22 protein-coding genes and 2 pseudogenes are annotated in these 22,556 nt (G+C 64.3%); 11 read left to right on the top strand and 13 right to left on the bottom strand.

Translation table 11 applies throughout. The features are described 5' to 3' along the window. From Q0Q36_RS17365 to Q0Q36_RS17325, 9 genes and pseudogenes are all read right to left on the bottom strand, one after another. A pseudogene (locus Q0Q36_RS17365) lies at positions 1–242 on the bottom strand (cupin domain-containing protein); the annotation flags it as partial. Between the two features lie 383 nt (positions 243–625). After that, positions 626–1,681: pseudogene (locus tag Q0Q36_RS17360) on the bottom strand (PQQ-dependent sugar dehydrogenase); the annotation flags it as partial. 88 nt (positions 1,682–1,769) lie between these two features. Next, positions 1,770–2,507, bottom strand: a complete 738-nt coding sequence (locus Q0Q36_RS17355; protein WP_293799735.1) for an SDR family oxidoreductase — start codon at positions 2,505–2,507, stop codon at positions 1,770–1,772. Between the two features lie 2 nt (positions 2,508–2,509). Further along, positions 2,510–2,896 carry a DUF2255 family protein gene (locus tag Q0Q36_RS17350; RefSeq protein ID WP_293799732.1) on the bottom strand — a complete coding sequence of 129 codons (387 nt, stop codon included), beginning with the start codon at positions 2,894–2,896 and terminating at the stop codon, positions 2,510–2,512. After that, complete coding sequence (locus Q0Q36_RS17345) at positions 2,896–3,369, bottom strand: cyclophilin-like fold protein (RefSeq protein WP_293799729.1); 474 nt, start codon at positions 3,367–3,369, stop codon at positions 2,896–2,898. Before Q0Q36_RS17345 ends, Q0Q36_RS17350 begins: the two co-directional genes overlap by 1 nt. A 58-nt stretch (positions 3,370–3,427) precedes the next feature. Then, on the bottom strand, positions 3,428–3,823 hold the full coding sequence (locus Q0Q36_RS17340) for a cupin domain-containing protein (protein ID WP_293799726.1): 396 nt from the start codon (positions 3,821–3,823) through the stop codon (positions 3,428–3,430). Positions 3,824–3,973: 150 nt separating this feature from the next. Beyond that, positions 3,974–4,435: a hypothetical protein gene (locus Q0Q36_RS17335; RefSeq protein WP_293799723.1), complete on the bottom strand. Its 462-nt coding sequence runs from the start codon at positions 4,433–4,435 to the stop codon at positions 3,974–3,976. Continuing rightward, the gene (locus Q0Q36_RS17330) at positions 4,432–5,181 is read right to left on the bottom strand and encodes an MFS transporter (protein ID WP_293799720.1); all 750 of its coding nucleotides are present in this window, start codon (positions 5,179–5,181) and stop codon (positions 4,432–4,434) included. The genes Q0Q36_RS17335 and Q0Q36_RS17330 overlap by 4 nt, the downstream gene beginning before the upstream one ends. Next, positions 5,181–5,663: a cytochrome P460 family protein gene (locus Q0Q36_RS17325; RefSeq protein WP_293799717.1), complete on the bottom strand. Its 483-nt coding sequence runs from the start codon at positions 5,661–5,663 to the stop codon at positions 5,181–5,183. Before Q0Q36_RS17325 ends, Q0Q36_RS17330 begins: the two co-directional genes overlap by 1 nt. A gap of 246 nt (positions 5,664–5,909) precedes the next feature. Between Q0Q36_RS17325 and Q0Q36_RS17320 the strand changes: the two genes are divergently transcribed. Then, positions 5,910–6,806 (top strand): LysR family transcriptional regulator, encoded by an 897-nt coding sequence (locus Q0Q36_RS17320; RefSeq protein WP_293799715.1) that lies wholly within the window; start codon positions 5,910–5,912, stop codon positions 6,804–6,806. 73 nt (positions 6,807–6,879) lie between these two features. Here the strand turns inward: Q0Q36_RS17320 and Q0Q36_RS17315 are convergent, their stop codons facing one another. Next, positions 6,880–7,722, bottom strand: a complete 843-nt coding sequence (locus Q0Q36_RS17315) for a carboxymuconolactone decarboxylase family protein (RefSeq protein ID WP_293799713.1) — start codon at positions 7,720–7,722, stop codon at positions 6,880–6,882. A gap of 501 nt (positions 7,723–8,223) precedes the next feature. On the opposite strand from Q0Q36_RS17315, the gene Q0Q36_RS17310 reads away from it, so the two are divergent. The 5 genes from Q0Q36_RS17310 to Q0Q36_RS17290 all read left to right on the top strand — a co-directional run bounded on the left by Q0Q36_RS17310 (position 8,224) and on the right by Q0Q36_RS17290 (position 13,987). Then, complete coding sequence (locus tag Q0Q36_RS17310) at positions 8,224–8,973, top strand: GntR family transcriptional regulator (RefSeq protein WP_293799710.1); 750 nt, start codon at positions 8,224–8,226, stop codon at positions 8,971–8,973. Positions 8,974–9,127: 154 nt separating this feature from the next. Beyond that, on the top strand, positions 9,128–10,456 hold the full coding sequence (locus Q0Q36_RS17305) for an adenylosuccinate lyase family protein (protein ID WP_293799741.1): 1,329 nt from the start codon (positions 9,128–9,130) through the stop codon (positions 10,454–10,456). Between the two features lie 75 nt (positions 10,457–10,531). After that, entirely contained in the window at positions 10,532–11,506 is a 975-nt protein-coding gene (locus Q0Q36_RS17300; protein ID WP_293799707.1) for a tripartite tricarboxylate transporter substrate-binding protein, read from the top strand. Between the two features lie 41 nt (positions 11,507–11,547). Beyond that, positions 11,548–12,723: an enolase C-terminal domain-like protein gene (locus Q0Q36_RS17295; protein ID WP_293799704.1), complete on the top strand. Its 1,176-nt coding sequence runs from the start codon at positions 11,548–11,550 to the stop codon at positions 12,721–12,723. A gap of 355 nt (positions 12,724–13,078) precedes the next feature. Beyond that, on the top strand, positions 13,079–13,987 hold the full coding sequence (locus tag Q0Q36_RS17290) for an NAD(P)-dependent oxidoreductase (RefSeq protein WP_293799701.1): 909 nt from the start codon (positions 13,079–13,081) through the stop codon (positions 13,985–13,987). Here the strand turns inward: Q0Q36_RS17290 and Q0Q36_RS17285 are convergent. Then, entirely contained in the window at positions 13,984–14,913 is a 930-nt protein-coding gene (locus Q0Q36_RS17285; RefSeq protein WP_293799698.1) for a LysR family transcriptional regulator, read from the bottom strand. The two genes, Q0Q36_RS17290 and Q0Q36_RS17285, sit on opposite strands and share 4 nt — an antisense overlap. Before the next feature lie 252 nt (positions 14,914–15,165). Here Q0Q36_RS17285 and Q0Q36_RS17280 point away from each other — a divergent pair, with 252 nt between their 5' ends. From Q0Q36_RS17280 to Q0Q36_RS17260, 5 genes are read left to right on the top strand one after another with little or no spacing between them, the layout of a single operon-like run. Beyond that, the gene (locus tag Q0Q36_RS17280) at positions 15,166–15,915 is read left to right on the top strand and encodes a class II aldolase/adducin family protein (protein ID WP_293799695.1); all 750 of its coding nucleotides are present in this window, start codon (positions 15,166–15,168) and stop codon (positions 15,913–15,915) included. A gap of 53 nt (positions 15,916–15,968) precedes the next feature. Further along, positions 15,969–16,946: an ABC transporter substrate-binding protein gene (locus tag Q0Q36_RS17275; protein WP_293799692.1), complete on the top strand. Its 978-nt coding sequence runs from the start codon at positions 15,969–15,971 to the stop codon at positions 16,944–16,946. Positions 16,947–16,990: 44 nt separating this feature from the next. After that, entirely contained in the window at positions 16,991–17,761 is a 771-nt protein-coding gene (locus Q0Q36_RS17270; protein WP_293799689.1) for an ABC transporter ATP-binding protein, read from the top strand. 1 nt (position 17,762) lies between these two features. After that, entirely contained in the window at positions 17,763–18,515 is a 753-nt protein-coding gene (locus tag Q0Q36_RS17265; protein ID WP_293799687.1) for an ABC transporter permease, read from the top strand. Continuing rightward, a complete protein-coding gene (locus Q0Q36_RS17260; protein ID WP_293799685.1) occupies positions 18,515–19,252 on the top strand; it encodes an ABC transporter permease in 738 nt (245 codons plus the stop codon). Before Q0Q36_RS17265 ends, Q0Q36_RS17260 begins: the two co-directional genes overlap by 1 nt. A 117-nt stretch (positions 19,253–19,369) precedes the next feature. Here Q0Q36_RS17260 and Q0Q36_RS17255 read toward each other — a convergent pair whose 3' ends face one another. Both Q0Q36_RS17255 and Q0Q36_RS17250 read right to left on the bottom strand, forming a co-directional pair. Beyond that, positions 19,370–20,689: a hypothetical protein gene (locus Q0Q36_RS17255; protein WP_293799683.1), complete on the bottom strand. Its 1,320-nt coding sequence runs from the start codon at positions 20,687–20,689 to the stop codon at positions 19,370–19,372. Positions 20,690–21,683: 994 nt separating this feature from the next. Then, positions 21,684–22,439, bottom strand: a complete 756-nt coding sequence (locus tag Q0Q36_RS17250; RefSeq protein ID WP_293799680.1) for a GntR family transcriptional regulator — start codon at positions 22,437–22,439, stop codon at positions 21,684–21,686. Between the last annotated feature and the right edge of the window lie 117 nt (positions 22,440–22,556).

Here is a 22,556-nt window from a genome sequence, read left to right as displayed (position 1 = left end):
AAGGGGTCAAAATTGGACGCCGATCGGGGGGCAACTTTGCAGGCCGTTTGACAGGTCGTCGCGCGCGTCTCGTCGGTCGCCGGAAAGAGCGGATCGACGACGACATGGCCCGAAAAATTCGCGGGCGCCCCGATAGCCGAGGGTGTCGAGCCGTTCGGCGTGATCCGGATGCTCTGGGCATGGGCGGATACGCCGCTCAGGAGCACAAGAGATGCGATGGCCGCGGCGATGCTGTCCTTCATCGTGTTTCCTTTCAAAATCACGGAAAGCGTGAAGCGTCTCTTCTTTGCCGGCAGCGAATGAATTACTGTCGGCCCAACTCAATTAAAATAAATTCAACAAGTTGGAAATTATCGAAGGTAAATAACTATATTCTTTCTGGAATAGATCTATTTACCCCAAGCGTGACACTAATTTTCGAATCTCCGGAGAATATTTATGAAACAACTATCATCGAGAACTCCGTGAGATTAGATAGGGAATCCCGCATGAACCTATGAGGTCTTTTCATCAATGCAGTCCGCGACAGAGGTGACGTTCCGCTCGGCCGCGGGCCATCTCGACCTGACGGCCATCGTGAAGGACTTGCCGGATCGCTGGCGGCATGTCGCCTCTCACGAGGCCGGGACAGCCTGAGCAGCCTGTCCTTCGACGGTCCTTGCCCCCGCGGCGAGCGGTTGGTGGTGATCACATAGAGGTCGCCGTCAACGGGAAGCACGTGGCGGTAGCGCTCTCCGGTGTCGAAGACTGGCGACAGCCGTCTGCCCGCACGATCGAGCACATAGAGCCCGCGACCTTGAAGAGCCGTCAGCAGCAGTTCCCCGCCAGCAAAGGCGATGCCGGCGGGCGCCCATGTGGCGCTGCCGGAATGCAGGAAGGGCGGCTCCATGCCCTCGCGGGTCTCGTCTCCGGAAATCGCCGGCCAGCCGTAATTGCCGCCGGCGCGAACGATGTTGATCTCGTCGAGGCCCGATTGGCCGTGCTCGGCGACGAAGAGTTCTCCGGCTTCGTTCCAGGCGAGCCCTTGCGGATTGCGATGGCCATAGGAGTAGACGAGCGAGCTGCCGAAGGGATTGTCGGCAGGGGCCGTTCCGTCGAGGGCGAGCCGCAGAACCTTGCCCGCGAGGCTGGACAGATCCTGCGGCCGCGCGCGGTTCTCCGTCCAGCCCGTCGTCACATAAAGGTACCCATCCGGTCCGATCGCGATACGCCCGCCGTTGTAGAGACGATGACCGGGGATGGCGTCGACGAGCACGCCGGTTTCGCGCCAAGCATTGCCATCGAAGTGCGCCGCGATGACCCGGTTTAGGGGCGCCGTGCCGTTCGCATAGGAATAGTAGAGGAAGGCGCGGCCCGTTCCGGCAAAATCCGGAGCGAGCGCAATGCCGAGAAGCCCGGCGCCGCCATCGTTGCGCAGCGCCACGGAGGTATCGAGCCTGAAACGCCTCGGCCCGCCGGCTCCCAGCATGACGATCGAGCCCGCCTTTTCGGTCAGGATCAGCTGGTCCCCGTCGCGCACAATGTCCCACGGATAGTCCAGCTCGTCGGCCACGACGCTGTGCGTCCAGCCCCGCTGGCCGCGATCGCGGATCGGCGTGGCGTCCTGAGCCCATAGGGGCGCGGGAGCGGAGCCGCCGATCGTCAGAAGCGACACGGCCGCCGCCAGAAGCCGAGTCTTCATACGCGATCTCTCCTACGAAGATATCCGTGCCGACGCCGCCTGCGATGGGCAAGCCGCACAGGCTATTCCGCGCCGAAACGAGCGCTGCTCAGTAGAGCTGGCTGGTGGGGCGGAAGAGGATTTCGTTGATATCCACGTCGTCGGGCTGGCTGATGGCGAAGGCCACGACACGGGCGAAGGAACTCGCCGGGATCGCCTCCTCATAGACCTGCTTCATGCCGGCTGCGACATCCTGGTCGGTGATCGTCTCCGTCAGCTCCGTCGCGACCGCGCCGGGGGAGACGATCGTGGTGCGGATGTTCCAGGGCTTGACCTCCTGGCGCAGTCCCTCCGAGATCGCCCGCACCGCCCATTTCGTGCCGGCGTAGACCGAGCCGCCCGGGCCGACCTTGTGGCCGGCCACCGACGAGACGTTGATGATCTGGCCGGACTTCTGCTTCTGCATGTGGGGCAGAACCGCGGCAATGCCGTAGAGCACGCCTTTGATGTTGACGTCGACCATCTGGTCCCATTCGTCAATCTTAAGCTTGTCAAGCATCGAGCTCGGCATCAGGCCGGCATTGTTGAGGATCACGTCGATGCGGCCATGCAGCTCGATGGCGCGATCGACGAGCGCCTTGACCTGATCGCGATCCGTAACGTCGGTCTTGAGAACCGCCTTCGCGTCGAGGCCCAATTCGCTGGCGAGTCCCTTGAGCCGGTCGAGGCGACGCGCGCCGAGCACGACCTTCGCTCCACCTTTCTTCAGATGGCGGGCGGTCTCGGCTCCCAGCCCGCTGCTGGCGCCGGTGATGACGACGATCTTGTTTTCGATACCCTGTGCCATGTTCAGTCCTTTTCAATGTCCCCGCGCGGCATGATCCTTATGGTGGCCGCGCGGGCGCGCTCCGAGACCATCGAACCGAGATACGAGCTGCCGGCATATTTGGCCCTGTAGGCGTCGTCGATGCGCCCGCCGATCGGTCCGTCGACGGGCTCGAAGGCGACATCCCTGGTCATGCCGGCGGCGGCGATCCGGCCGGCCCTTTGCTTCACCGCCGCCTTGTACCAGCGCGAATTCCGGCCATTATAGGCGCGCACATAGAGCCCGCCGTCCACCACGACCGACCAGATCCAGGTCGGCGTGCCATGGGTCCTGCCATCCTCGCGGAACGGCGCGATGTGCAGGTCATCCGTCGTGGCGATCTTCTCGATGTCGTCCTTCACCCATGTCATCAGCGGCCTCTCCGCGGTGCGACGACCTCGATCGTCGTCTGGAGAGAGCCGGACTGGTGCAGCGCCTCGATTCCGCTATCGATGGTTCCGAGCCTGATCAGGCTGGGCGAATAGCCGAAATCGCGATAGAAGATCGCAAGGTTTCCCCATGGCGCGTAGTAGGTGATGTCGCCGGCCGCAGGATCGTGGCCGGCCGGCGCATCCTCTTGCGACAGGCGTCGTGGGAGGCTGCTGACCTTCTCGGTCGAGGCATAATCGGTCAGGGTGAGGGACAGCGGTAGCAAGGACGCGAAGTCGCGGGCGGCGGGCGTGTCGTCCAGCGTCGCGGTCGCGACCTTTCCGTTGACGGTCATCCGTATTTTCATCGCCGTCATCCATTTGCCTCCCACCTGAGCGACCGTCCGCGTAGCGGATATCGGGCTGCGGGTTTCTGCCACAGCGGAGTTCAACGTCAGGCAGGCGGCGACGATCAAGGCCGTGGATTGCAGGCCATTGCCGCCGCGATACGAACGGCCGCCGCCGTCCCTTCCCTCAAGCGCCATATTCGGCGTCCGTCACCTTCTCCAGCCAGTCGACCATCTTCCCGTCGAGTTGCTCCTCGATGGCGATATGCGTCATGGCGACGGTCGGCGACGCCCCGTGCCAGTGTTTTTCTCCAGGCGGGAACCAGACGACGTCGCCCGGGCGGATCTCCTCGATCGGACCGCCCTCGCGCTGCACGCGGCCAAGCCCCGCCGTCACGATGAGGGTCTGTCCGAGCGGATGGGTGTGCCATGCCGTGCGCGCTCCCGGCTCGAACGTCACGCTCGCCCCGGCCGCACGCGCAGGGCTGTTCACCTGGAACAGGGGATCGACGCGCACGATCCCCGTGAACCAGGCATCCGGACCCTTGCCGGACGGCTGGGAGCCAACTCTCTTGATATCCATGATCACCACTCCCGGCACGAGCGCTCGCGCGTTCCCGCCACCTTCGTCATTGAGCTGATCACAATATAACGAGGAGCCGGAGCACCATTAGGCGGGGCAATTCGCAAAGGCCCATGAGGAGTTCTCATAAATCCATCCACCGACCATGCTTCAGGTGTCGCCCCGCTCGTCTTCTGCACGGCCAGGATTGCGCGCGGCAATCAGCGTGACGATGGTCGCCAGGACGGCGAGGACGCCGTAGCCGCCGGCGATCTCCAGCAGGCTGGCCACGCACGAAAACTGACCGGCAAGGAAGGATGGGATCGCCGCTCCGCTGTAGGAGGTCGCGAAGATGACGGCGAAGGCTCCCGCTCGTTCGCCCGGCTTTGCCTCAGCAAGCAGGGCGCGGATGCTGCCGGTCAGCGTCGCGCCCTGTGCCCCGCCGGCGAGAGCGCTCGCCGCGAGGAAGGGAACGACGGCTGCTGCGCGCAGCGAGAGCAGCACGCCGACGATCGCCATGGTGAAAGCGACCATGCCTGCCCGTTGCGCGCCGGCGGGCGTCAGCCGTCCGGCCAGCGGCCCGCCGATCGCGCTCGGAGCCATCAGGGACGAGAAGACGGCCGCCGAGATCAACGCTTCGTCGAGCCGAGCTGGTCGCTTGCGATCGACGGGCCGAACGCCTGATAGAAGCCTCCGAATGCCCAAGTGGCGACGAAGGTGCAGCTTGCGACCGGGAACAGCCGACGGCTTGCGCGCGGAAGTCCGATGGTCGGCCGCAGGGATGCCAGGACGCCGGGACGGAGCGAGCCCGTCTCGGGGCTTGCGACGACCAGGCAGGCGCTGGCGAGCAGAGCGGCGATGACGAACAGGTAAGGGAGCGTCCGCGGTGCCGTGCCGAATTCAGCCAGAGCGCCCGAGCCGAGTGCGCCCAACGTCAGCCCGACCATCGGCGCGCTGCTCGACACCGCGGCCGCGAGCCAGGGCGGATTTGCGGGCGCATTGTCGACGACGAAGGCTGCCGTGGCGCTGGATGCGAGACCACAAGCAAGGCCCAGCAGCACCCTTCCGACGACCAATGGGGTTGCGATGGAGACATCGAGAAGGATCAGGGATGCGACCGCCGCGAAGCCGAGCGAGAGAAGGACGACGGGACGACGACCGAGATGGTTCGACAGCCGTCCGAAGACGAGAAGTGCCATCACCGCGCCGGCAAAGTACGCGACCGCTGTCAGCGACAGATCGCCATAGGTGAGCCCCGCCGATGCGCGATAGAGGCCGTAGAGCGGGATCGGAGCGGCCGATGCCGCGAAGGCCGCCACGAGCGAAGTTGCCGCCGCGACGAAGCCAAGCCGGCGTGGCCATTCGACACCGTCCGCCATCAGCGCGCCGCCTGCATCCGATCGTAGGTGAATACGAAGTCCTTGCTCGCCTGTGGACGATGGCAGCTCATGCAGCGCGAGCCGTCCTCGTCGCGGTTCGGCGTCCGGTCGGGCCGGAACTCGCGAAACTCCCAGTCGCCAGCCCGGACATTGGCCGGATAGGCCTCGCCCCAGCCGGCGCGCTTCTCCATGACGACATAGCGGTAGAGCTTGCCGCCGCGATAGTCCTCCATGGCGATGACGGTGCCGTCGGGCAGAGGCATGCCGTTCCTGGCGGCCTCGATCGCCTCCCGGCTCGTGAATATTTCCTCGCGCACACTGCCCCGGTTGACGGTCGTGTAATGGACACCGGCCGCATAATCTTGCGGGAAGGCCACGCGCTCGTTTGCGGCAAGGGCGCTGAGGGCCCCGACGATCGCCAGGGCGCTGAACGAAACGGCCGCACTGCTTATGGCCAGAGCTCCATGTTTGACGGCGTCCATCAGGAATGTCTCACTTTCGGGCGGGGCGAGATGCTCGCGAAGAGCTCCGTCTCCCGGACACTCCACGCGTTACAGGCATTCTGGGCGCAGGTTTTCCGGTGAACTACCCGGTCAGCCGTGCAAGGGCCTATGAAAGGTTCTCATCAATCGCGGTCCGTTACATGATCGCTTCAGCGAAGCGTGAATGGCTCGCACCTTGCCAGTCTGCACTTAATCATGCCTCCTCATATGAGGAGGACTCATGATTTGTCGCGTATCAACGTCAATGATTTCCTTGCCTTCCTGGCGGTCGCGCGAGAACGCAGTTTCACCAGAGCCGCGGCCAAGGTCGGCGTCTCCCAATCGGCGCTCAGCCATACGATCCGGCATCTGGAAGCCAGGCTCGGCATTCGTCTGCTGACCCGCACGACGCGCAGCGTCTCGCCGACGGAAGCCGGGGAGCGGCTCCTTCAAACCCTGGGGCCGCGCTTCGAAGAGATCGAAGCGGAGATCGAGGCGCTGAGCGAACTACGCGAGAAACCGACCGGTACGATCCGGATCACGGCCACCGATTATGCGATCGAGACGATCCTTTGGCCGAAGCTGAAGACGTTCCTGCTCGATTACCCCGACATCAAGGTGGAACTCGTCATCGACTATGGCCTGACCGACATCGTCGCCGAACGTTTCGATGCAGGCGTCCGGCTCGGCGAACAGGTGGCCAAGGACATGATCTCGGTGCGGATTGGCCCCGATGTCCGTTTCGCGGTCGTCGCGGCGCCTTCCTATTTCGAGCGCTACCCTAGGCCGAAGGTTCCCCAGGACCTCACCCAGCATTCCTGCATCGCCCTGCGCCTGCCGACGCATGGCGGGATCTATGCTTGGGAATTCGAGAAGAACGGGCGGGAATTGCGGGTTCGCGTCGAGGGTCGGGTGATCTTCAACAGCATCTTTCAGGTTCTGAGGGCATGCGTGGACGGCCTCGGCATCGCCCATATGCCGGAAGACATCGCCGAGTCCCATATCGCAAGCGGCCAGCTCGTGCGTGTCCTCGAGGACTGGTGTCCTGCCTGGGACGGATATCAGATCTACTATCCAAGTCGGCGCCAGTCCTCGCCGGCCTTCTCGTTGTTGGTCGACGCCTTGCGCACCCGACGCGGCTAGGAGCCAATCGCAGAATACCACGACGCCGCTCGCACGGGCGGTCGCCCGGGCATGTCTGGATCGCGCTGCCGGCTCAGCCCGGGCGGCCCTTGAAGACCTCGGCCACGACCGGAACCGCCGAGAAAGCATTCGGCCAGCCGGCATAGAAGGCGACATGCGCGATGACTTCGCCTACCTGTTCGCGAGTCAATCCGTTGTCCATGGCTTTGTTGAGGTGGAACGAGATCTGGCCGACATGCCCGTTGGAGATGAGGCTTGCCACCGTGATCAGGCTGCGGTCTCGCGGTGCGAGATCGGGGCGCAGCCAGAGATTCTTGAAGAGGAGGTCGCCGGTGAACTGCACGAGGCCAGGCGACACGGGACCGACATTTCGCTCGACGCCCGCGGCACGTTGCGCTTCGGCCGCCTGGTCGATCGGCAGGAGTTGCGGCGATGCCGCCGGAAGCTGCTCAGCGCCGATGCCGCGCTCCGTGAAGGCCTCCTTCGCCAGAAGGATGACGGAAGTGGCGTTTCCGAGGCCGGAATAGAAGGCGAGATGCGTGATGATCTCGGAGATCTCGCGGGGCTTCACGCCATTGTCTAAGGCCCGGCGAAGATGGAACGGCAACTCGACGGTTTGGTTGCGGGAGATCAGAACCGCCAGTGTCACGACGCTGCGGTCTCGCGGCGACAGCTGCGGCCGCTGCCACAGATCGCCGAGGATCGCTTCTCGAATATAGCGGTCGAGCGCCGGCGACACGGCCTCGAAATTGCTGTCGGTCAGGAGAGGCGTCCTCGATGGCGCATTCTGGCTTCCGTCTGCATTCTGCGCGAATGAAGGGACGGCCGTTGCGGCGAGAAAAAGTGTTGCGGCGATTATCTTCATACGACCTTCTCCTGGCGAAGCCCACTGCGAGTTTTCGATCGATGCCGTCACCGATCAATTCGTGGCTGATCGGTACAGGGAAGCAATGGGGAAGTTCGGCGTCGTCTTACGGCTTCGCTCGCGACATCACATGCTATCGTGGAATTCAGCCGTGATTAGATTGTCTGATTAGATAAGGTCTATGAGGTTTGCTCATCAATCACGGCGCGACGGCGCGGCTTGGGAGCGGATGCCGTAATGCGGGTCCGCCGCTGTCGCATCTCAGGAAGCGCTCGGCAAAAATGACGCCAGTGTTAAATTTGCGAGGAAATGCCGGAGCCGTCGACGTGAAGCTCCCTTGCGGCTCGGAAATCCCCAGCACATCGCGAAGCGCCGAAGTCGGACGCGTCTGACCGTCGTCGCGCTAAGTCTTGAGCCGGCGATACTGGTTTCCCTCGGCGTCTGTCTCTCTCTACCCGCGAACGCTTCCCGGAAAACACGGCTGGCATTTGCCGCGATTTTGCACGAAACGGGATCGATTGATCGCACCGCAAAGAGAACGGAACCTTCGATTTGAGCCCGCGCTATCTGTTGCTGGCCACCACGCTCCTGGATCAGATTGCCAAGGGCGAATATCCCGTCGGCGACCTGTTGCCGCCGGAGCCCGAACTGGCCGAGCTGCACAAGGTCAGCCGGTCCACTGTGCGGGCGGCGCTGCTGCAATTACAGCAGCTCGGCATCATCAGCCGGCGCAGGGGGGCAGGGACGCGGGTGGAGGCTCGACGCCCGCCTTCCGCCGGCGCCGGCTACAATCAGTCTCTCGGCACCTTCGACGACCTCTTGCAGTACGCTGATGCGACCGAGCGACGGGTCCTGGAGATCAACGACATCGTCGCGGACGATCAACTGGCCGGACGGCTGCAATCGCGCCCCGGAGGGCGCTGGCTCCACATCTCGACCATCCGCGTCAGCACCGACGACGAGACGGCGGCTCCGATCTGCTGGACGGACGTCTACATCGACAATGAATATGCCGCTCTCATCCGCGAGGAACTGCCCGGCTATCGCCACGCGCTTGCCGCTTTGATCGAGGAGCGGCGCGGGCGGCGGGTCAGCGAGATCAGGCAGACCATCCGTGCCGCCGGTTTGACCGAAGTGGCCGCAGCCGCTCTGGTGGCCGCCGTCGGCGATCACGCCCTCGAAATCACGCGGCGCTACGTCGACGCCAATGGCGTCGCCTTCATCACGACGTTCAGCCTCCATCCCGGCGACCGCTTCAGCTACGAAATGCGGCTGCGTCGGCGCGATGCCGAGGGCGGCTGACCCCCAAGCCAACTTCTACGATCCCGAGTGGTCCCGGAACCAGGCGCAGCCTATTGACAGCGCAGATTTGTCCGTACATGTATAAATGTACGGACAAATAAGCTCGGGAAAGCTCGTGACCAGCACCGTTTTCGACTCGCGGCTGTTCCGCGACATGTTCGGCACGGCCGAGATGCGGGCCGTCTTCGCGGACGACGCCCTGGTCGCCCGCTATATCGAAGCCGAGCGCGCGCTCGCCCGCGCCCAGGCCCGTTGCGGTGCCATTCCCGCCCGTGCCGCCACCGCGATCGACGAAGCCGGGCGCAATCTCGTCGTGGATTTCGACCGGCTGCGGCGCGAAACCGAGATCGTCGGCTATCCGATCCTGCCGCTGGTGCACCAGCTTTCCGAGGCAGCCGGCGAGGCCGGGGGCTTCGTCCATTGGGGCGCGACCACCCAGGACATCATGGATACGGCGAACGTGCTGCAGCTGCGCGCAGCCCTCGATCTCGTCGAGCGCGATCTGGCCACGCTCGCGACGAATCTGGCCGGTCTCGCGGCCAAGTACCGCGACACTCCGATGGCGGGGCGCACGCATCTGCAGCAGGCCCTGCCGATCACCTTCGGCTACAAGGCGGCGATCTGGCTCTCCGGCATCGAGCGGCACCAGGAGCGCCTTCGGCAGCTCAGGCCGCGCGTACTGGTCGGCGAATTCTCGGGCGCGGCCGGGACGCTTGCCTCGGTCGGTGCGGGTGGGCTCGAGATGCAGCGCCTGTTCTGCGAGGAGCTCGGGCTCGGCCAGCCCGCGATCACCTGGCATGTCGCGCGTGACGGCCTCGCCGAGGCGGTCTCGCTGCTCGGCCTGATCACCGGCTCGCTCGCCAAGATCGCCACCGACGTCATGCTGATGATGGCAACGGAGTTCGGCGAGGTCTCCGAGCCCTTCGTGCCGGGGCGCGGCGCCTCCTCGACCATGCCGCAGAAGCGCAATCCGATCTCCAGCGAACTCATCCTCGCGGCAGCCAAGGCCGTGCGCCAGCACGTCGCGACCATGCTTGACGGCATGATCCATGATTTCGAGCGAGCGACCGGGCCCTGGCACCTGGAATGGATCGCCCTGCCGGAAAGCTTCCTGCTGACGGCTTCCGCGCTCGCCAATGCGAACTTCATGCTCGGCGGGCTCGTCGTCCACGAGCAGCGCATGCGCGCCAATCTCGACCTCACCGGCGGGCTGATCGTGGCCGAAGCGGTGATGATGGCGGCGGCGCCCAGGCTCGGCCGCCAGCATGCGCATGACGTCGTCTACGGCGCCTGCCGGCAGGCGATCGAGCATGGCGGGCGCCTCGCCGACATCCTCGCCGGCATACCGGAAGTGGTGGAGGCGCTCGGCAGCCGCGAAGAGATCGAGCGCTGCTGCGACCCGGCGAACTATCTCGGCCTCGCCGGGGAGATGATCGACCGGGTGCTCGGGAAATCATCCGCCGCCGCACGGTCCGCGGCCTGAGTTCTTCGAACCGACCGCATCGCAAGGCGCCGCAAGAGCGTCCCGCCAATCGACATCTCACAGGGAAGAACGACCATGAAAGCTGCAATCCTCAGTCTGGCCGCCGGCCTTGTCCTCGCCGCCTCGCCGCCCCTCTTGGCGCAGGATTTCCCGAGCAAGCCGATCTCGATGGTGATGCCCTACGCCGCGGGCGGGCCCGGCGACACGCTGACGCGCATCCTGGCGCAGGCGATGAGCGGCCCCCTCAAGCAGCAAGTCGTCGTGGAGAACATCGCCGGCGCGGGCGGCACGATCGGCAGCGCGCGGGTCGCTTCGGCGCCTCCGGACGGGCATATGCTGCTGCTGATCCATGTCAGCCAGGCGACCAATCCGTTCCTCTACCCGAACCTGAAATACGACGTGATGAAGGATTTCGAGCCGATCGGCCTCGTCGCCGAGCTGCCCTCGGTCTTCGTCGCGCGGAAGCAACTCGCTCCCCAGAGCTTCGCCGAGCTCATCGCCTATGTGAAGCAGAACGCCGACAAGACGACCTACGCGCATGCCGGCGTCGGCTCGGCCTCGCATCTGTGCGGCCTGCTCTTCGCCGATGCGGCAGGCGTCAAGCTGACGCAGGTGGCCTATCGCGGCAGCGGGCCGGCGATGAACGATCTGATCGGCGAGCAGGTCGACTTCATCTGCGACCAGATCGTCAACGTCGTCCCCAATGTCGAGGCCGGCACGATCAAGGCCTATGCCGTCACCGGCAAGGAGCCGGCCAAGGCGCTGCCGAAGCTGCCGACCGCCGACAAGGCGGGGCTGCCCGGCTTCGACCTCTCGATCTGGTACGGGCTGTTCGCGCCGAAGGGCACGCCGAGACCCGTGATCGACAAGCTGGTCGCTACGCTGGACGCCGCCCTGAAGGACAAGAGCGTCCGCGACAGCTTCGGCAAGCTCGGTGCGGAAGCCGTCTCGGCGGAGCGTGCGACGCCGGACGCGCTGCGCAGGCATCTCCAGGCCGAGCTCGACAAGTGGGGACCGGTCATCAAGAAGGCCGGTGTCACCGGGCAGTGAGGCCGAGAGGCACCGCAGGACGCATCGGCTGAAGCAGCAGCATGCGCATCACCGCCATCCGCGACATCGCCGTGCGCCTGCAAGGCGATGCCGCCAACGCCGTGGTCAGCTTCGCGGAGCACGACGTCTCGCTCGTCGCCGTCGTCTCGGACGTGGTCCGCAACGGGCGGCCGGTCGCCGGCTTCGCCTTCAACTCGATCGGCCGCTTCTCGCAGGGTGGAATCCTGCGCGAGCGCATCGTGCCACGATTGATGGCGGCGGAGCCCGCTATGCTGATCGAGGAGACGGGCGGCCGTTTCGATCCCGCCGAGGTCGTCAAGGTCGCGATGCGCAACGAGAAGCCCGGCGGCCATGGCGACCGGGCCGGCGCGGTCGCGGCGGTCGAGCTGGCCATCTGGGATCTCAACGCCAAGCTCGCCGACGAGCCGGCCTGCGTCGCGATCGCGCGGGCCTTCGGGCGGGCAGGACCGGCTGCGAGCACGAGCGCCTATGCCGCCGGTGGCTATTACTACCCCGGCGATAGCGCAGGCCGGCTGCGCGACGAACTGTCGGGCTATCGCGATCTCGGATTCACGGCGTTCAAGATGAAGATCGGCGGGGCTTCCCTCGCGGAGGACGTCGCCCGCATCGAGGCCGCCCTGACGGTGGCGGGCGAGGGCGGGGCGCTCGCGGTCGATGCCAACGGCCGTTTCGACCTCGATGCCGCGCTCGCCTATGCGCAGGCGATCAGCTCCTACGGATTGCGTTGGTACGAGGAAATCGGCGATCCGCTCGACTTCGACCTGAACCGCCGCATCGCCGAGCGCTATGACGGGGCGATCGCGACCGGCGAGAACCTGTTCTCGGCCGCCGATGCGAAGAACCTGCTGCTCTTCGGCGGAATGCGCCCCGGCCGGGATCTATTCCAGATGGATGCGGGGTTGAGCTACGGTCTCGGCGAATATGCCCGCATGATCGCACTGATGGAACGACATGGCTTCCGCCGAAGCCAAGCGGTGCCCCATGGCGGGCATCTCATCAACCTGCATATCGTGCTCGGCCTCGGGCTCGGCGGCTGCGAGTGCTATCCGGGCGTCTTCCAGCCTTTCGGGGGATATCCTTCCGCCTGTATGCTTGGCGGAGGCGAGGTTCGCGCGACCGATGCTCCGGGATTTGGCCTCGAGCAAAAGCCAGAGTTGCGCTCGTTGCTGGCCGGGCTGTGCCCGGAAGCGTTCTGACGTCGCCGACGCCGCCCCAGGGCAGCTGGCGGCCAGGAGCATCCTTCCAGCTCTGCGAAAAGACTGCACCATCAAATACCGGGATCAAACACTTAGCCGACGAGGGCCTTTAAGCTCCCTGCAGGCAACCAAATCTGTACACGCCGTCACATCCTGCGGGAAGGAGACATGCCGCCTTCGTCCCTGAACAATCCCATCGATCTCGCTGAGGCCGATGTTGCGTCGGACGCGATATGGCGGAGGTCGGAGAGGATAGGCCGGGCGTCAATCCATCGCTCGCAGCAAGCAAAAAAAAATTCTTGAAGCTTTCAGGCACCGGATGTGAACAGCACCGGGTAACTTCGAGGTGGTTGAAATGGCGCGCTCCGACCAGGCTCCGGCGATCGGCTTTCTCGGACTGGGGTCGTTAGGCGCGCCCATCGCGAGGAGGCTGGCAGCGGTGGGGCCAGTCCTGGCTTTCGATCCAGATCCCGCGCGGTTCGACGGCTTGCCGTCCGATATCCGGCCGGCGCCGTCGCCGAGGGCGGTGGGTGACGGTGCCGACATCGTCTTCGCATGCCTGGCCGCCGAGCGTCACCATCGGGATGCGCTGCTGGGGCCGGCGGGGCTGGCGCACGGCAGACGGCGGAAGATCTATGTCCATCTCGGGACGAGCGGATCGCTCATCGTCGCGGGGCTGGCCGCGGAGATGGGCCGCCACGGCGTCGAGACGGTCGATGCGCCGGTGACGGGAGGTCCCCCGAAGGCGCGGTCGGGCGAGTTGACCTCGATCGTCTCGGGCGAGCCGGAATGTCTCTCGCAGGTCCGCGATGCGATCGCGCTCTACAGCCGCAAGGTCGTCGCGGTCGATGGTGCGCCGGGGCGCGCCCAGACGCTGAAGCTCGTCAACAACGCGATCGCGCTCGTCAACCTCGTGGCGGCCTGCGAGGCCATGGTCGTCGGCGCCAGGGCGGGATTGCCCGCCGACGCGATGCTGGATGTGATCAACAACGGAAGCGGCCAGAACAGCGCGACCCTGGGCAAGCTCCCGGCGCATGTCCTGTCCGGCTCCTTCGATTTCGGAGCGAGCCTGGACGTCGTGATCAAGGACCTGGAGCTGTTCCTGGCCGAGCCGGCTGCGGCTGGCGGCGCGCTTGTGGACACCTGCCGCAGCGCGCTGAAAGCATACCGGCGCGCCAGATCCGAGGGTGTGGAGATCGACGATCTGACCGCGGTCGTCCGGCCGATGGAGCGCCGCGCGAAAACCGAGCTCCGATGGTCCTAGGCCAACATCAACACCTCGCCCATCCCCCATGCGCCGGCATTTTCCCGGTAAATGGAGAGGAAGGTCGAGACCAGGAGCGCGTCTACGGTAGGGTCGATATCGTGGCCGCGGATCGCATACAGGGTCCTCTGGAGCGATGCGTCCATGATGCGTGAGGCCGTCAGCCTCCCTGAGGCGACGTCGTCGTAGACGCTTCCCAGCGGGAGGATGGCCGAGGCCAGGCCACGCGAAACCAGCTGCTTTATGGCGGTGAGCGAATGCACCTCGTAAGCGACCTCCAGGGTCAGCCCTTCGGCGGAGGCGCTGTCCTCGACCATGCGGCGGACGACGTCCTCGCGATCCGGCATCGCGAAGCGGTCGCTCAGCGCTTCGCGTAGCGATACGGTCCTTTCCGAGCGCCCGTCGTCGGACGGGGCGCGCACCAGGAACAAGGAATCGCTCAATAGCGGCGAGCATCGATAGGACCCGCCCGTCTCGGGCTTGAAGGCGAACGCCAGGTCGATCTTGCCCGCGGGGAGACTCGCCACCATCACGTGGCTGAGGCCCTCGGTGAGCCGGAGGCTCACGTTCAACGGCGATCGCGCGACCGCTTGAACCAGGTCCGCGCCCATGAGCAGGGTAAGGCTCGGCGTGAGGCCGACCGTCACGGTCCTGGGAGCCGTGTCGTCGCGAAACGCGGCGAGCGCGCCCTTTATGTCCCGGCGTCCGTCGAGCGTCCGCCGCACCCAGTCCAGGAAGACCCTGCCGGCATCCGTGGGAAGGACGCCGCGGCTCGTCCGGGTCAGAAGGGGGACCCCCATCTCGTCCTCCAATTGCCGGATCTGGAGCCCCAGCGCGGTCTGAGCGACGTTGAGACAGGCTGCTGCCCGGGTGATGCTCCCGAACTCGCACACGCGTTCGAAGCATTCGAGTTGGCGGAACCGCACGATCGGTGCCCTTCCTTTGAGAGGTTGCGCCGGGACTGGTGGAGCATGCGGCGCCCGGGAAGCGATGCCACATGACCTGCGGCCCTGGCGAGCTGTTTTTTCGCTGGCTGCCAGGTGGAAACAGCCTTTGTGCCTCCTCTCGCGAGGGAGCAAATTGGGCCGACAAGAACGATCACGGCCGATCTGTGCCCCGCCCAGGCGCTGCCCGGCCATGCGGAGCCGCCATCGGCTTCGGGGAGGAGAAAGTTGCAGATGAGCGTAGCGCTCGCTTCTGACGCTGGCGCGGACGAGCCGTGCCGCGACGGGGACGTGGAAAACGTCCTGGACGATCTGGTCGCGGCCAACCGGATTCTCGCGCGCGAAGGCGTCCTGGACGGATTCGGGCATGTGAGCGCCCGCCACCCGCTTGACCCAGAACGCTATTTCATCTCCCGCTCGCGCAGCCCGGCTCTGGTGGAGAGGGCGGATCTGGTCGAGCTCGATCTCGAGGGACGCCCGGTGCGCAATACCGGCGCGAAACTATACGCCGAGCGGGTGATCCACAGCGCCATCTACAAGGCGCGCCCGGATGTCATGTCCGTCTGTCACAATCACGCGCCCGCGGTCGTCGCCTTTTGCATCGCCGGCGTCGAGATCGTCCCGGTCTGCCATCTCGGCGCGGTGATCGGGCAGCGGGTGCCCATCTGGGACAGCCGCGACGAATTCGGCGATACGGACCTGCTGGTGCGCACGCCGGACCAGGCCACCTCCCTCGCCGCGGCGCTGGCGGACAACTGGGTGGTCGCGATGCGCCGGCACGGGGCCACCGTGGCCGGGCGTTCGGTCCGCGAGCTGACTTTCCGCGCCGTGCACCTGCGGCTCAACGCGGAGCTGCAGCTCCAGGCGGCAAGCATCGCGCCCCTGTCGCCGCTGACGAGCGGCGAGATCGAGCTTTCCAGCCGGAGCAACCTGACAGAAGCCGTCATCGCCCGCATCTGGGAGTACTGGTCGGACCAGATCTGACGCCGGCCGGCAAGCCTTCAAACAAGAAACTCTGGGAGGAAAAGATGCATTTCATGAGCAGACTACGCAGGCGATGCCTGTCCCTGGCCCTGGCCGCATGCGCCCTCGGCGCGGTCTCGGCGCGCGCCGAGGAGATCGTCGTCAGCAACTACGGCGTCTCCGCCAGCGGCATGCCCTTCGCCGTGGCGATGGAGAAGGGCTTCTTCGAAGGCAAGGTCACGGGAATCCTGTCCTCGCAGGGCGGGGGCACGACCGTGCGCAACCTTCTGGCCGGGGACATCGCCTATGCCGAGGTGAGCCCCATCGCCGTCGCGACGGCGATCCGGCAGGGCGCGGCCTTGAAGATCATCAGCAACAATGTCCAGACCGTCTCCGAATTCGGTTGGATGGTGAAGACCGATTCCCCCATCAAGACGATCGCGGACATCAAGGGCCGCAAGCTCGGCTATTCCAGCCCGCGATCCGTCAGCCAGGCTCTCGCGATGCTGGTCGTGGAGAAGGCGGGCCTGAAGCCGTCCGATGTCGAGCTGGTCATGACCGGCGGGCTCGGCGAGGCCCTCGTCGCGCTCGACCTCGGCGCCATCGACGTGGCCCCGGCGACGGAGCCGCTGCTCTCCAAGTATCGCGAAAAATACCGGGTCATCGCGACGGCCAGCGAGCTCTTCCCCCCGATGAGCAACGTCGTCGGCGTCACGACCCAGGCCGCGGCCGGCAAGCGCGGCGATTTCCTCCGTGCGATCATCGCGGGCCGCGCGAAGGCCGTCGCCTTCATGAAGGAGCGGCCGGAGGAGGCGGCGGCGATCGTGGCGAAGGTCTACAAGCTGGAGCAGCCGGTCGCGCTTCAGGCGGTCAGGAACCTGAACGACGCGAAGGGGGCGCTGCCCTACTGGAGCACGGGCAAGTTCGATCTCGTCGGGCTGAAGGAGATGTGGCGGACCCAGATCCTCGTCGGAGCTGCGGATGGCGACATCGACTGGAGCCGGATGATCGACGAGAGCTTCCTTCCCGAAGGCGAGCGCGTCCTGAAATGAACGTCGCGGCGACCGACGCCGCCGTCCATATCGGATTGCGCGGAGTGACCCGGATCTTCGGAACCGATCCCAGGACCCGGGTCAATGCCCTGGGACCCATCGACCTCGACCTGCGCAGGGGAGAGTTCTTCGCCGTCGTCGGCCCGTCGGGCTGCGGCAAGTCGACATTGTTCGACATCGTGGCCGGGCTCTCGCCCGCCACGGACGGCACCGCCACCTTCGAGGGGCGGCCGCTCGACGGCCGGACCGTCCCCGAGGGAGTGGGCGTCGTTTTCCAGGAGGACGCCTCCTTCGCCTGGCTGACCGTCGCGGACAACGTCGCCTTCGGCATCCGGCGGGCCGGGCTCGGCGCGGCCGAGGTCAAGCGCCGGGTCGACGACACCCTGGCCTTCATGGGGCTGCGCGACTTCGCCGCCGCCTATCCCGCCCAGCTCTCCGGCGGCATGCGCCAGAGGGTCTGCATCGCCCGGACCCTCGTCCAGCGCCCGCGCCTGATCCTGCTCGACGAGCCTTTCGGGGCGCTCGACCAGCAGACGCGCCTGATCATGGGCGAGGAACTCCTCAAGCTCTGGCGGGAAACCGGGGCGACGGTGCTGCTCATCACCCATGCCTTGGACGAGGCTGCGATGCTCGCCGACCGTGTGGGCGTCATGTCGGCCCGTCCGGGCAGGATCATCGACCTCGTCGAAACGCCCTGGGGCAAGGATCGCGACAGCCGCGTCGTCGCGGATCCGCGCTTCGGCGAGATCACCGCGAGGCTCTGGACCCGCCTGCGCGACGAGTCGATGTCGGCGCTCTCGCAGAAGGCCGGCTGACATGAAGCGGGCGACAGCCATAAGGCTCGCACTGATTGCAGCGATCGTCCTGGCGCTGGAACTCCTCACCCGCACCGGCGTCATCGCGCGTTTCGTGGCGCCGCCTCCGAGCGAGATGGTCGCCGGGCTCTGGCGCCTGCTGCTTTCCGGTCGCGTCCAGCCCGCGATCGCCCAGACATTGGGCAAGATCGCGATCGCCTGCGCCTCGGCGATCGTCGTCGGCAGCGCGGTAGGGGTCGCGGTCCAGCGCTCGCGCGCCGTGGCCGACGCGATGGCGCCGTTCTTCACGGCCTATTACGCCGTGCCGGTCTATGCGTTCTATCCGCTGATGATCGCCATCTTCGGCGTGGGGGAGGCGCCCCAGGTCGTCATCGGCTTCATGCTCGCGGTCGTCGCGGTCGTGGTGAACACGATCAACGCGCTGGACCGCATCCCGCGCGTGCTGCACAAGACGGCGGCGGTCTACGGCATGAGCCCGCTGGAAGCCGCCAGGCGCATCTACCTGCCCCATGCGGGGCCCTATCTCGCGACGGGCGTCAAGCTCGCGGTCTCCTACTCCTTCATCGGGGTGATCGGAGCCGAGTTCATCATGTCCCGCGTCGGCATCGGGCACGAGATCGTCTTCGCCTACAACAACTTCGAGAACGAGATCATGTATCCGCTGATCCTGTTCGTCCTGCTCGTGGCCGGAACCGTCAACGGTCTCTTCTACGCCTGGGAAAAGCGCCTCTTGAGCCGCAGGAGCCGGTCGTGATGACGAGCGCCAGGAACAACCTCCTCGTCATCCTCGCACTGATCGCGCTCTGGCAGCTGGCCTATTGGGCGATCGGGGACCTGGCCCTGCGGCCTCCGCTCGACACGCTGTGCAAGGCGGCCGCCCTGATCGCCTCGGAGGGCTTCACGGCCCATCTGGCCGAGACGATGCGGGCCTTCGCCCTCGCGCTCGGCATCGCCGTGGTCGTCGGGGTCGGCCTCGGATTCTGCCTCGGCATGAGCCGGCTCGCCGGGGAGGTGGGAGAGCCCTTGCTGGTATCCTTCTACTCCCTGCCGAAGATCACCCTCTACCCCATCGTCCTGCTGATCTTCGGCATCGGGATGCCTTCCAAGATCGCGTTCGGCGCGATCCACGGGATCATGCCGATCGCGATCTTCACCCTCGGCGCCTTGCGCAACCTTCCCCCGGTGCTCGGCCGGACGTCCCGCGCATTGCGCCTGAACCGCTGGCAAAGCGCGTGGACGGTGCTCCTGCCCGCGGCCCGGCCGGAGATCTTCACCGGGCTACGGCTGGGTTTCTCCCTGACGCTGATCGGCACCTTGCTCGGCGAGATGTTCGCGTCCCAGCGCGGCATCGGGTTTCTTCTCATGCAAGCCATCGGGCTGCACGACACGGACGTGATCATGGCCCTGACGCTCCTGATCGTGGCCTTCGCGATCACGGCGAGCATGGCGCTGCTGGCTGTCGACAAACGCCTTCGCCATGGCGCGGCTTGAGACGCGGACCCGTCACGAAACGCTCTTTCCCCGACGCTTCATTCTTCGACCGCCGGGCGGGGCCGTTCTGCAGCGCCCCAGCGGAAGAATTGCTTCAGCCATAAGTTTTCCTGCTATTTAAAATTTCCGGTCGTCGACCCATTTCTTTACATAATCGAAGAAATTGCGCAGGCTGTTGCCGTAGGCATTGGGAGTGCTCGCGCAGGTTACGCATGGGGTGAAGCCATGCGTAGCGCCTTCGATAAAGATAAGGTCCTTATCGACGCTCGCGGCATTCTCGTATTCCTCTTCGGAATCACGAATGAAGAGGTACCCTCCCATGCCGGCGATCAGCAATGGCACACGGATCGATCGAACGGCACAGACAGTGGAATTGTTGCTGCTGCAGTGATCGATGCCATCCAGGGAATTGCTGGAACGGACAGCTTGCGTGCCCAGGAAGGACTGCAAGGACAGTATCTTCGTGCCGGTATTGAAGCGCATCGTCGAGTCCTTGGTTTCAAGCTCGGGAGGACTCACCGAGGTGACGATCTCTCTCACGATCGAACCGTCATTGCGCAGCAGCTTCTGCGGCTCGCGGGTTTTCCGTAAAGCGATCGATGTGTCGAGGCTGTGGAGCTGGGATGCGCCACCAGGGCCCGCACCGGGATTGCCGCCATGCGGAATCGCAAAAAGGTCGTTGTCCGGATAAGGACCGCGCGCCTCCCGGATGGCCTTGAGCCGCGATCGTGCCGACTCGATGAGCGCATTCATGCGCGCCGATTGCGCCGCGAAATAGCGCTTCTGAAAGTCTTCCGAATAAGAGGATGATCCGGCAGGGCTATAGCCGTTGGCGGGATTATACGGATCGAGCGCAGGGTCGAATCGGCCGGGCGTTTCGTCTATCACGGAGCCGTTCAGGCTGCGCAGGAGGATGACCGGCACGCCTGGATGCGCGTCTGCGAGAACAAGCGCATCGGCTTTCGGCAGACCGGCGAGGTCGTCGCGACATGGTAGGATCTTCTTGGGATCTTGACAGAAGGCGAGTCCGTTTTCCGCGACCGCCTGGAAGAAACTCGTGGTCGGCCCGCCGCCGCTGTGGCCGAAGAGGATGACTTTCTCGATCCCGGCCTGTTTCCTCAGGAACTCGACTCCTGCTTTCACGTCGAGGGCGACGCGGTCCCAATCCACCTGGAATTCATTGTTCGTGAAGCGGGTGCTCATGCACAGCGCCGCGAAGCCGCGCTTCGGCAACTCCTGGCACGCGATATGGGTGGTGAAATCGGCCGTTCGATGGATGACGAGAAAGGCAATCCTGGCCGAACTTGCAGGAGTGGCGTAGACCGCACGCGCCGGTCCGAGTGCAAAGTATGTCCTATTCTCCTGAGAAGTGACGCCTGTCGCAGTCAGGCCAAGCCATAGAACTGATCCGATAGCGGCGGATATTAATTTTTTCATGCGCTCCTCCCGATCAATTCTTGTTTCAATTACAATCGTTCAACGAGGCGCGTATTCAGCGCTGTGTGAAAGCCAGGGGCTGGGCCGATTGGCGGCGCAGGACCTATCCATCCTACATTTCGCGCCGAGGGCCAATAACTTAGCTATACTAGCTAAGTTATTGGCGAATGGAGCATTGTCAACCATGCTGCTCCAGCGTTTTGGCACGAGGCCGCCGTTTCGGTTTCAGATGAGGAGACCTCGGCGCCGGGCTTCAATAAAGCTGAATGTTCCGAATAGCTTGGTAGATACGCGAACCGGATTCGGCGGCGGCGAGAGGACGACAGATGATGAAGAAGAACGGGGCCGGGCTTTGGGTAAGTCCCGGCAGGGAGCGCCGGACGAGGCTGGATGACGAGGGCAGATACTCGTTCTATTCCGGAGCTTGGAACGTCGGCTTCTCGTTCAGACCATCAATCGGCGCGCCTGGGACCAGATCAAGGAGCTGCTCGCGGAGCAAGGCGCATTATAGGAATGTGGCCCTATCTATGGGCGCTGTATCTTCAGGGCGGCATTTCGCAGATCGTGCTTGGTCGCTGGTCAAGGCGGTCGGCCCATCCGTCGTGAGTGCGGTGAACCAGTTGGAAAGAGCCGGCCTTTCCCGCCCCGTAGAAAGCGAGAGTGATTTGCGTGTCGCTATGTATAGCTCAGAGAAAAGGCGCGGACCTCAAGATCGACGATTGAACAATGTGTGAACGAATTTAACGAGCGAGCACCGCGACTCTTAAAACAAAATGAAAAAATAGATCAGATTATTTCAGTGTTAAATACTGTATCTTAGAACTGACGGAAACATATGTAAAGAACTGTTCTCAATAAAGCTATTTTGCCTGACGTCAATGTGATTCATCCGAAGAATCGGAGCAGGCAAGGCATCTGGCCGGCTAGGTCCTGCCACTGCGCGCTCCGCCCGTGCCCCCGGAACTGGAAAAAAGTTCGACCGCTTCTTCAAGATTCAGCCGACGGCAGGCCATAAGGTGTCAGCCTCGGTATTCGATTCGATGATTTGGATCACTGTATCCTGCGCACGAGAGAGATAATGAATGTACCGTTCCTGTGCGGCAACAGTATCGCGCCGGCCGATGGCATCAATTACACCTTCGAGAATCTTAATAGTCTCAATCTTCTGCTCGGCGGTCGTTGAAAAACTTAGAATGATCCGGATGTAGGAAATCCGGTCAAAAATTGAGCTCAGGAGGTTCTTTGCAGTATCATTGTTGTAGCCGCTCCAGAGAATTTTAATGACATCTCCGATCACTGCAACGTATTCCATTGGCAGCTTTATGCACGATTCAGCTCGCCGCAGCGCAGTGTTCATGGTTTGAACGAACAGCGGGTCGATGTTGCCGATCATCTTTTCCATCATCTTCGGCTCGAGGATCTTGCGCACCTCGTAAATCTCGGCCGCCTCCGTCGGCGTGATGCTCGATACAAAGATGCCTTTGTTGTGCTCGCGCCTTACGAGACCCTCCGCCTCAAGATGCCGCATCGATTCGCGAATGCAGGTTCTGCTGACCCCCGTCTCGACGCAGAGCTGCCGCTCGACGATGCGCTGACCGGGCTTGAACCGCATCGTCAGGATAGCATTGCGTAGGACTGCCGTGGTCCGATCGCGCAGGCTGAGGGTATCCTGCACGACCTTGAGCGAAGACGGTTGCGGCATGTCGGCTCCAGCCTCGGGCGCGCGGTGATGCAATGCCATCTCAATCATGTGCGGCAGCTTTTTCCAGCTGGAGCAGTTCCGCAATCATCCGAATTTCGGAATTGCACTAGCTTGTTGTTCAAGCATATTGTCTTCGAGCGAACCGGATTCCACTTCGCTCGAAGA

The sequence above is a fragment of the uncultured Allobosea sp. genome (assembly GCF_945957345.1).
In the GTDB taxonomy this organism is placed as follows: Bacteria; Pseudomonadota; Alphaproteobacteria; order Rhizobiales; family Beijerinckiaceae; genus Allobosea.
The sequence above is the reverse complement of the archived record's forward strand: the minus strand, read 5'-3'. Positions and strand labels throughout refer to the sequence as shown.

Coding starts and splice junctions, on each gene's coding strand:
- Q0Q36_RS17355 (WP_293799735.1), bottom strand. CDS start 2,507: ATGGCACAGGGTATCGAAAACAAGATCGTCGTCATCACCGGCGCCAGC.
- Q0Q36_RS17350 (WP_293799732.1), bottom strand. CDS start 2,896: ATGACATGGGTGAAGGACGACATCGAGAAGATCGCCACGACGGATGAC.
- Q0Q36_RS17340 (WP_293799726.1), bottom strand. CDS start 3,823: ATGGATATCAAGAGAGTTGGCTCCCAGCCGTCCGGCAAGGGTCCGGAT.
- Q0Q36_RS17330 (WP_293799720.1), bottom strand. CDS start 5,181: ATGGCGGACGGTGTCGAATGGCCACGCCGGCTTGGCTTCGTCGCGGCG.
- Q0Q36_RS17325 (WP_293799717.1), bottom strand. CDS start 5,663: ATGGACGCCGTCAAACATGGAGCTCTGGCCATAAGCAGTGCGGCCGTT.
- Q0Q36_RS17305 (WP_293799741.1), top strand. CDS start 9,128: ATGTTCGGCACGGCCGAGATGCGGGCCGTCTTCGCGGACGACGCCCTG.
- Q0Q36_RS17300 (WP_293799707.1), top strand. CDS start 10,532: ATGAAAGCTGCAATCCTCAGTCTGGCCGCCGGCCTTGTCCTCGCCGCC.
- Q0Q36_RS17295 (WP_293799704.1), top strand. CDS start 11,548: ATGCGCATCACCGCCATCCGCGACATCGCCGTGCGCCTGCAAGGCGAT.
- Q0Q36_RS17290 (WP_293799701.1), top strand. CDS start 13,079: ATGGCGCGCTCCGACCAGGCTCCGGCGATCGGCTTTCTCGGACTGGGG.
- Q0Q36_RS17280 (WP_293799695.1), top strand. CDS start 15,166: ATGAGCGTAGCGCTCGCTTCTGACGCTGGCGCGGACGAGCCGTGCCGC.
- Q0Q36_RS17275 (WP_293799692.1), top strand. CDS start 15,969: ATGAGCAGACTACGCAGGCGATGCCTGTCCCTGGCCCTGGCCGCATGC.
- Q0Q36_RS17265 (WP_293799687.1), top strand. CDS start 17,763: ATGAAGCGGGCGACAGCCATAAGGCTCGCACTGATTGCAGCGATCGTC.
- Q0Q36_RS17260 (WP_293799685.1), top strand. CDS start 18,515: ATGACGAGCGCCAGGAACAACCTCCTCGTCATCCTCGCACTGATCGCG.
- Q0Q36_RS17255 (WP_293799683.1), bottom strand. CDS start 20,689: ATGAAAAAATTAATATCCGCCGCTATCGGATCAGTTCTATGGCTTGGC.
- Q0Q36_RS17250 (WP_293799680.1), bottom strand. CDS start 22,439: ATGATTGAGATGGCATTGCATCACCGCGCGCCCGAGGCTGGAGCCGAC.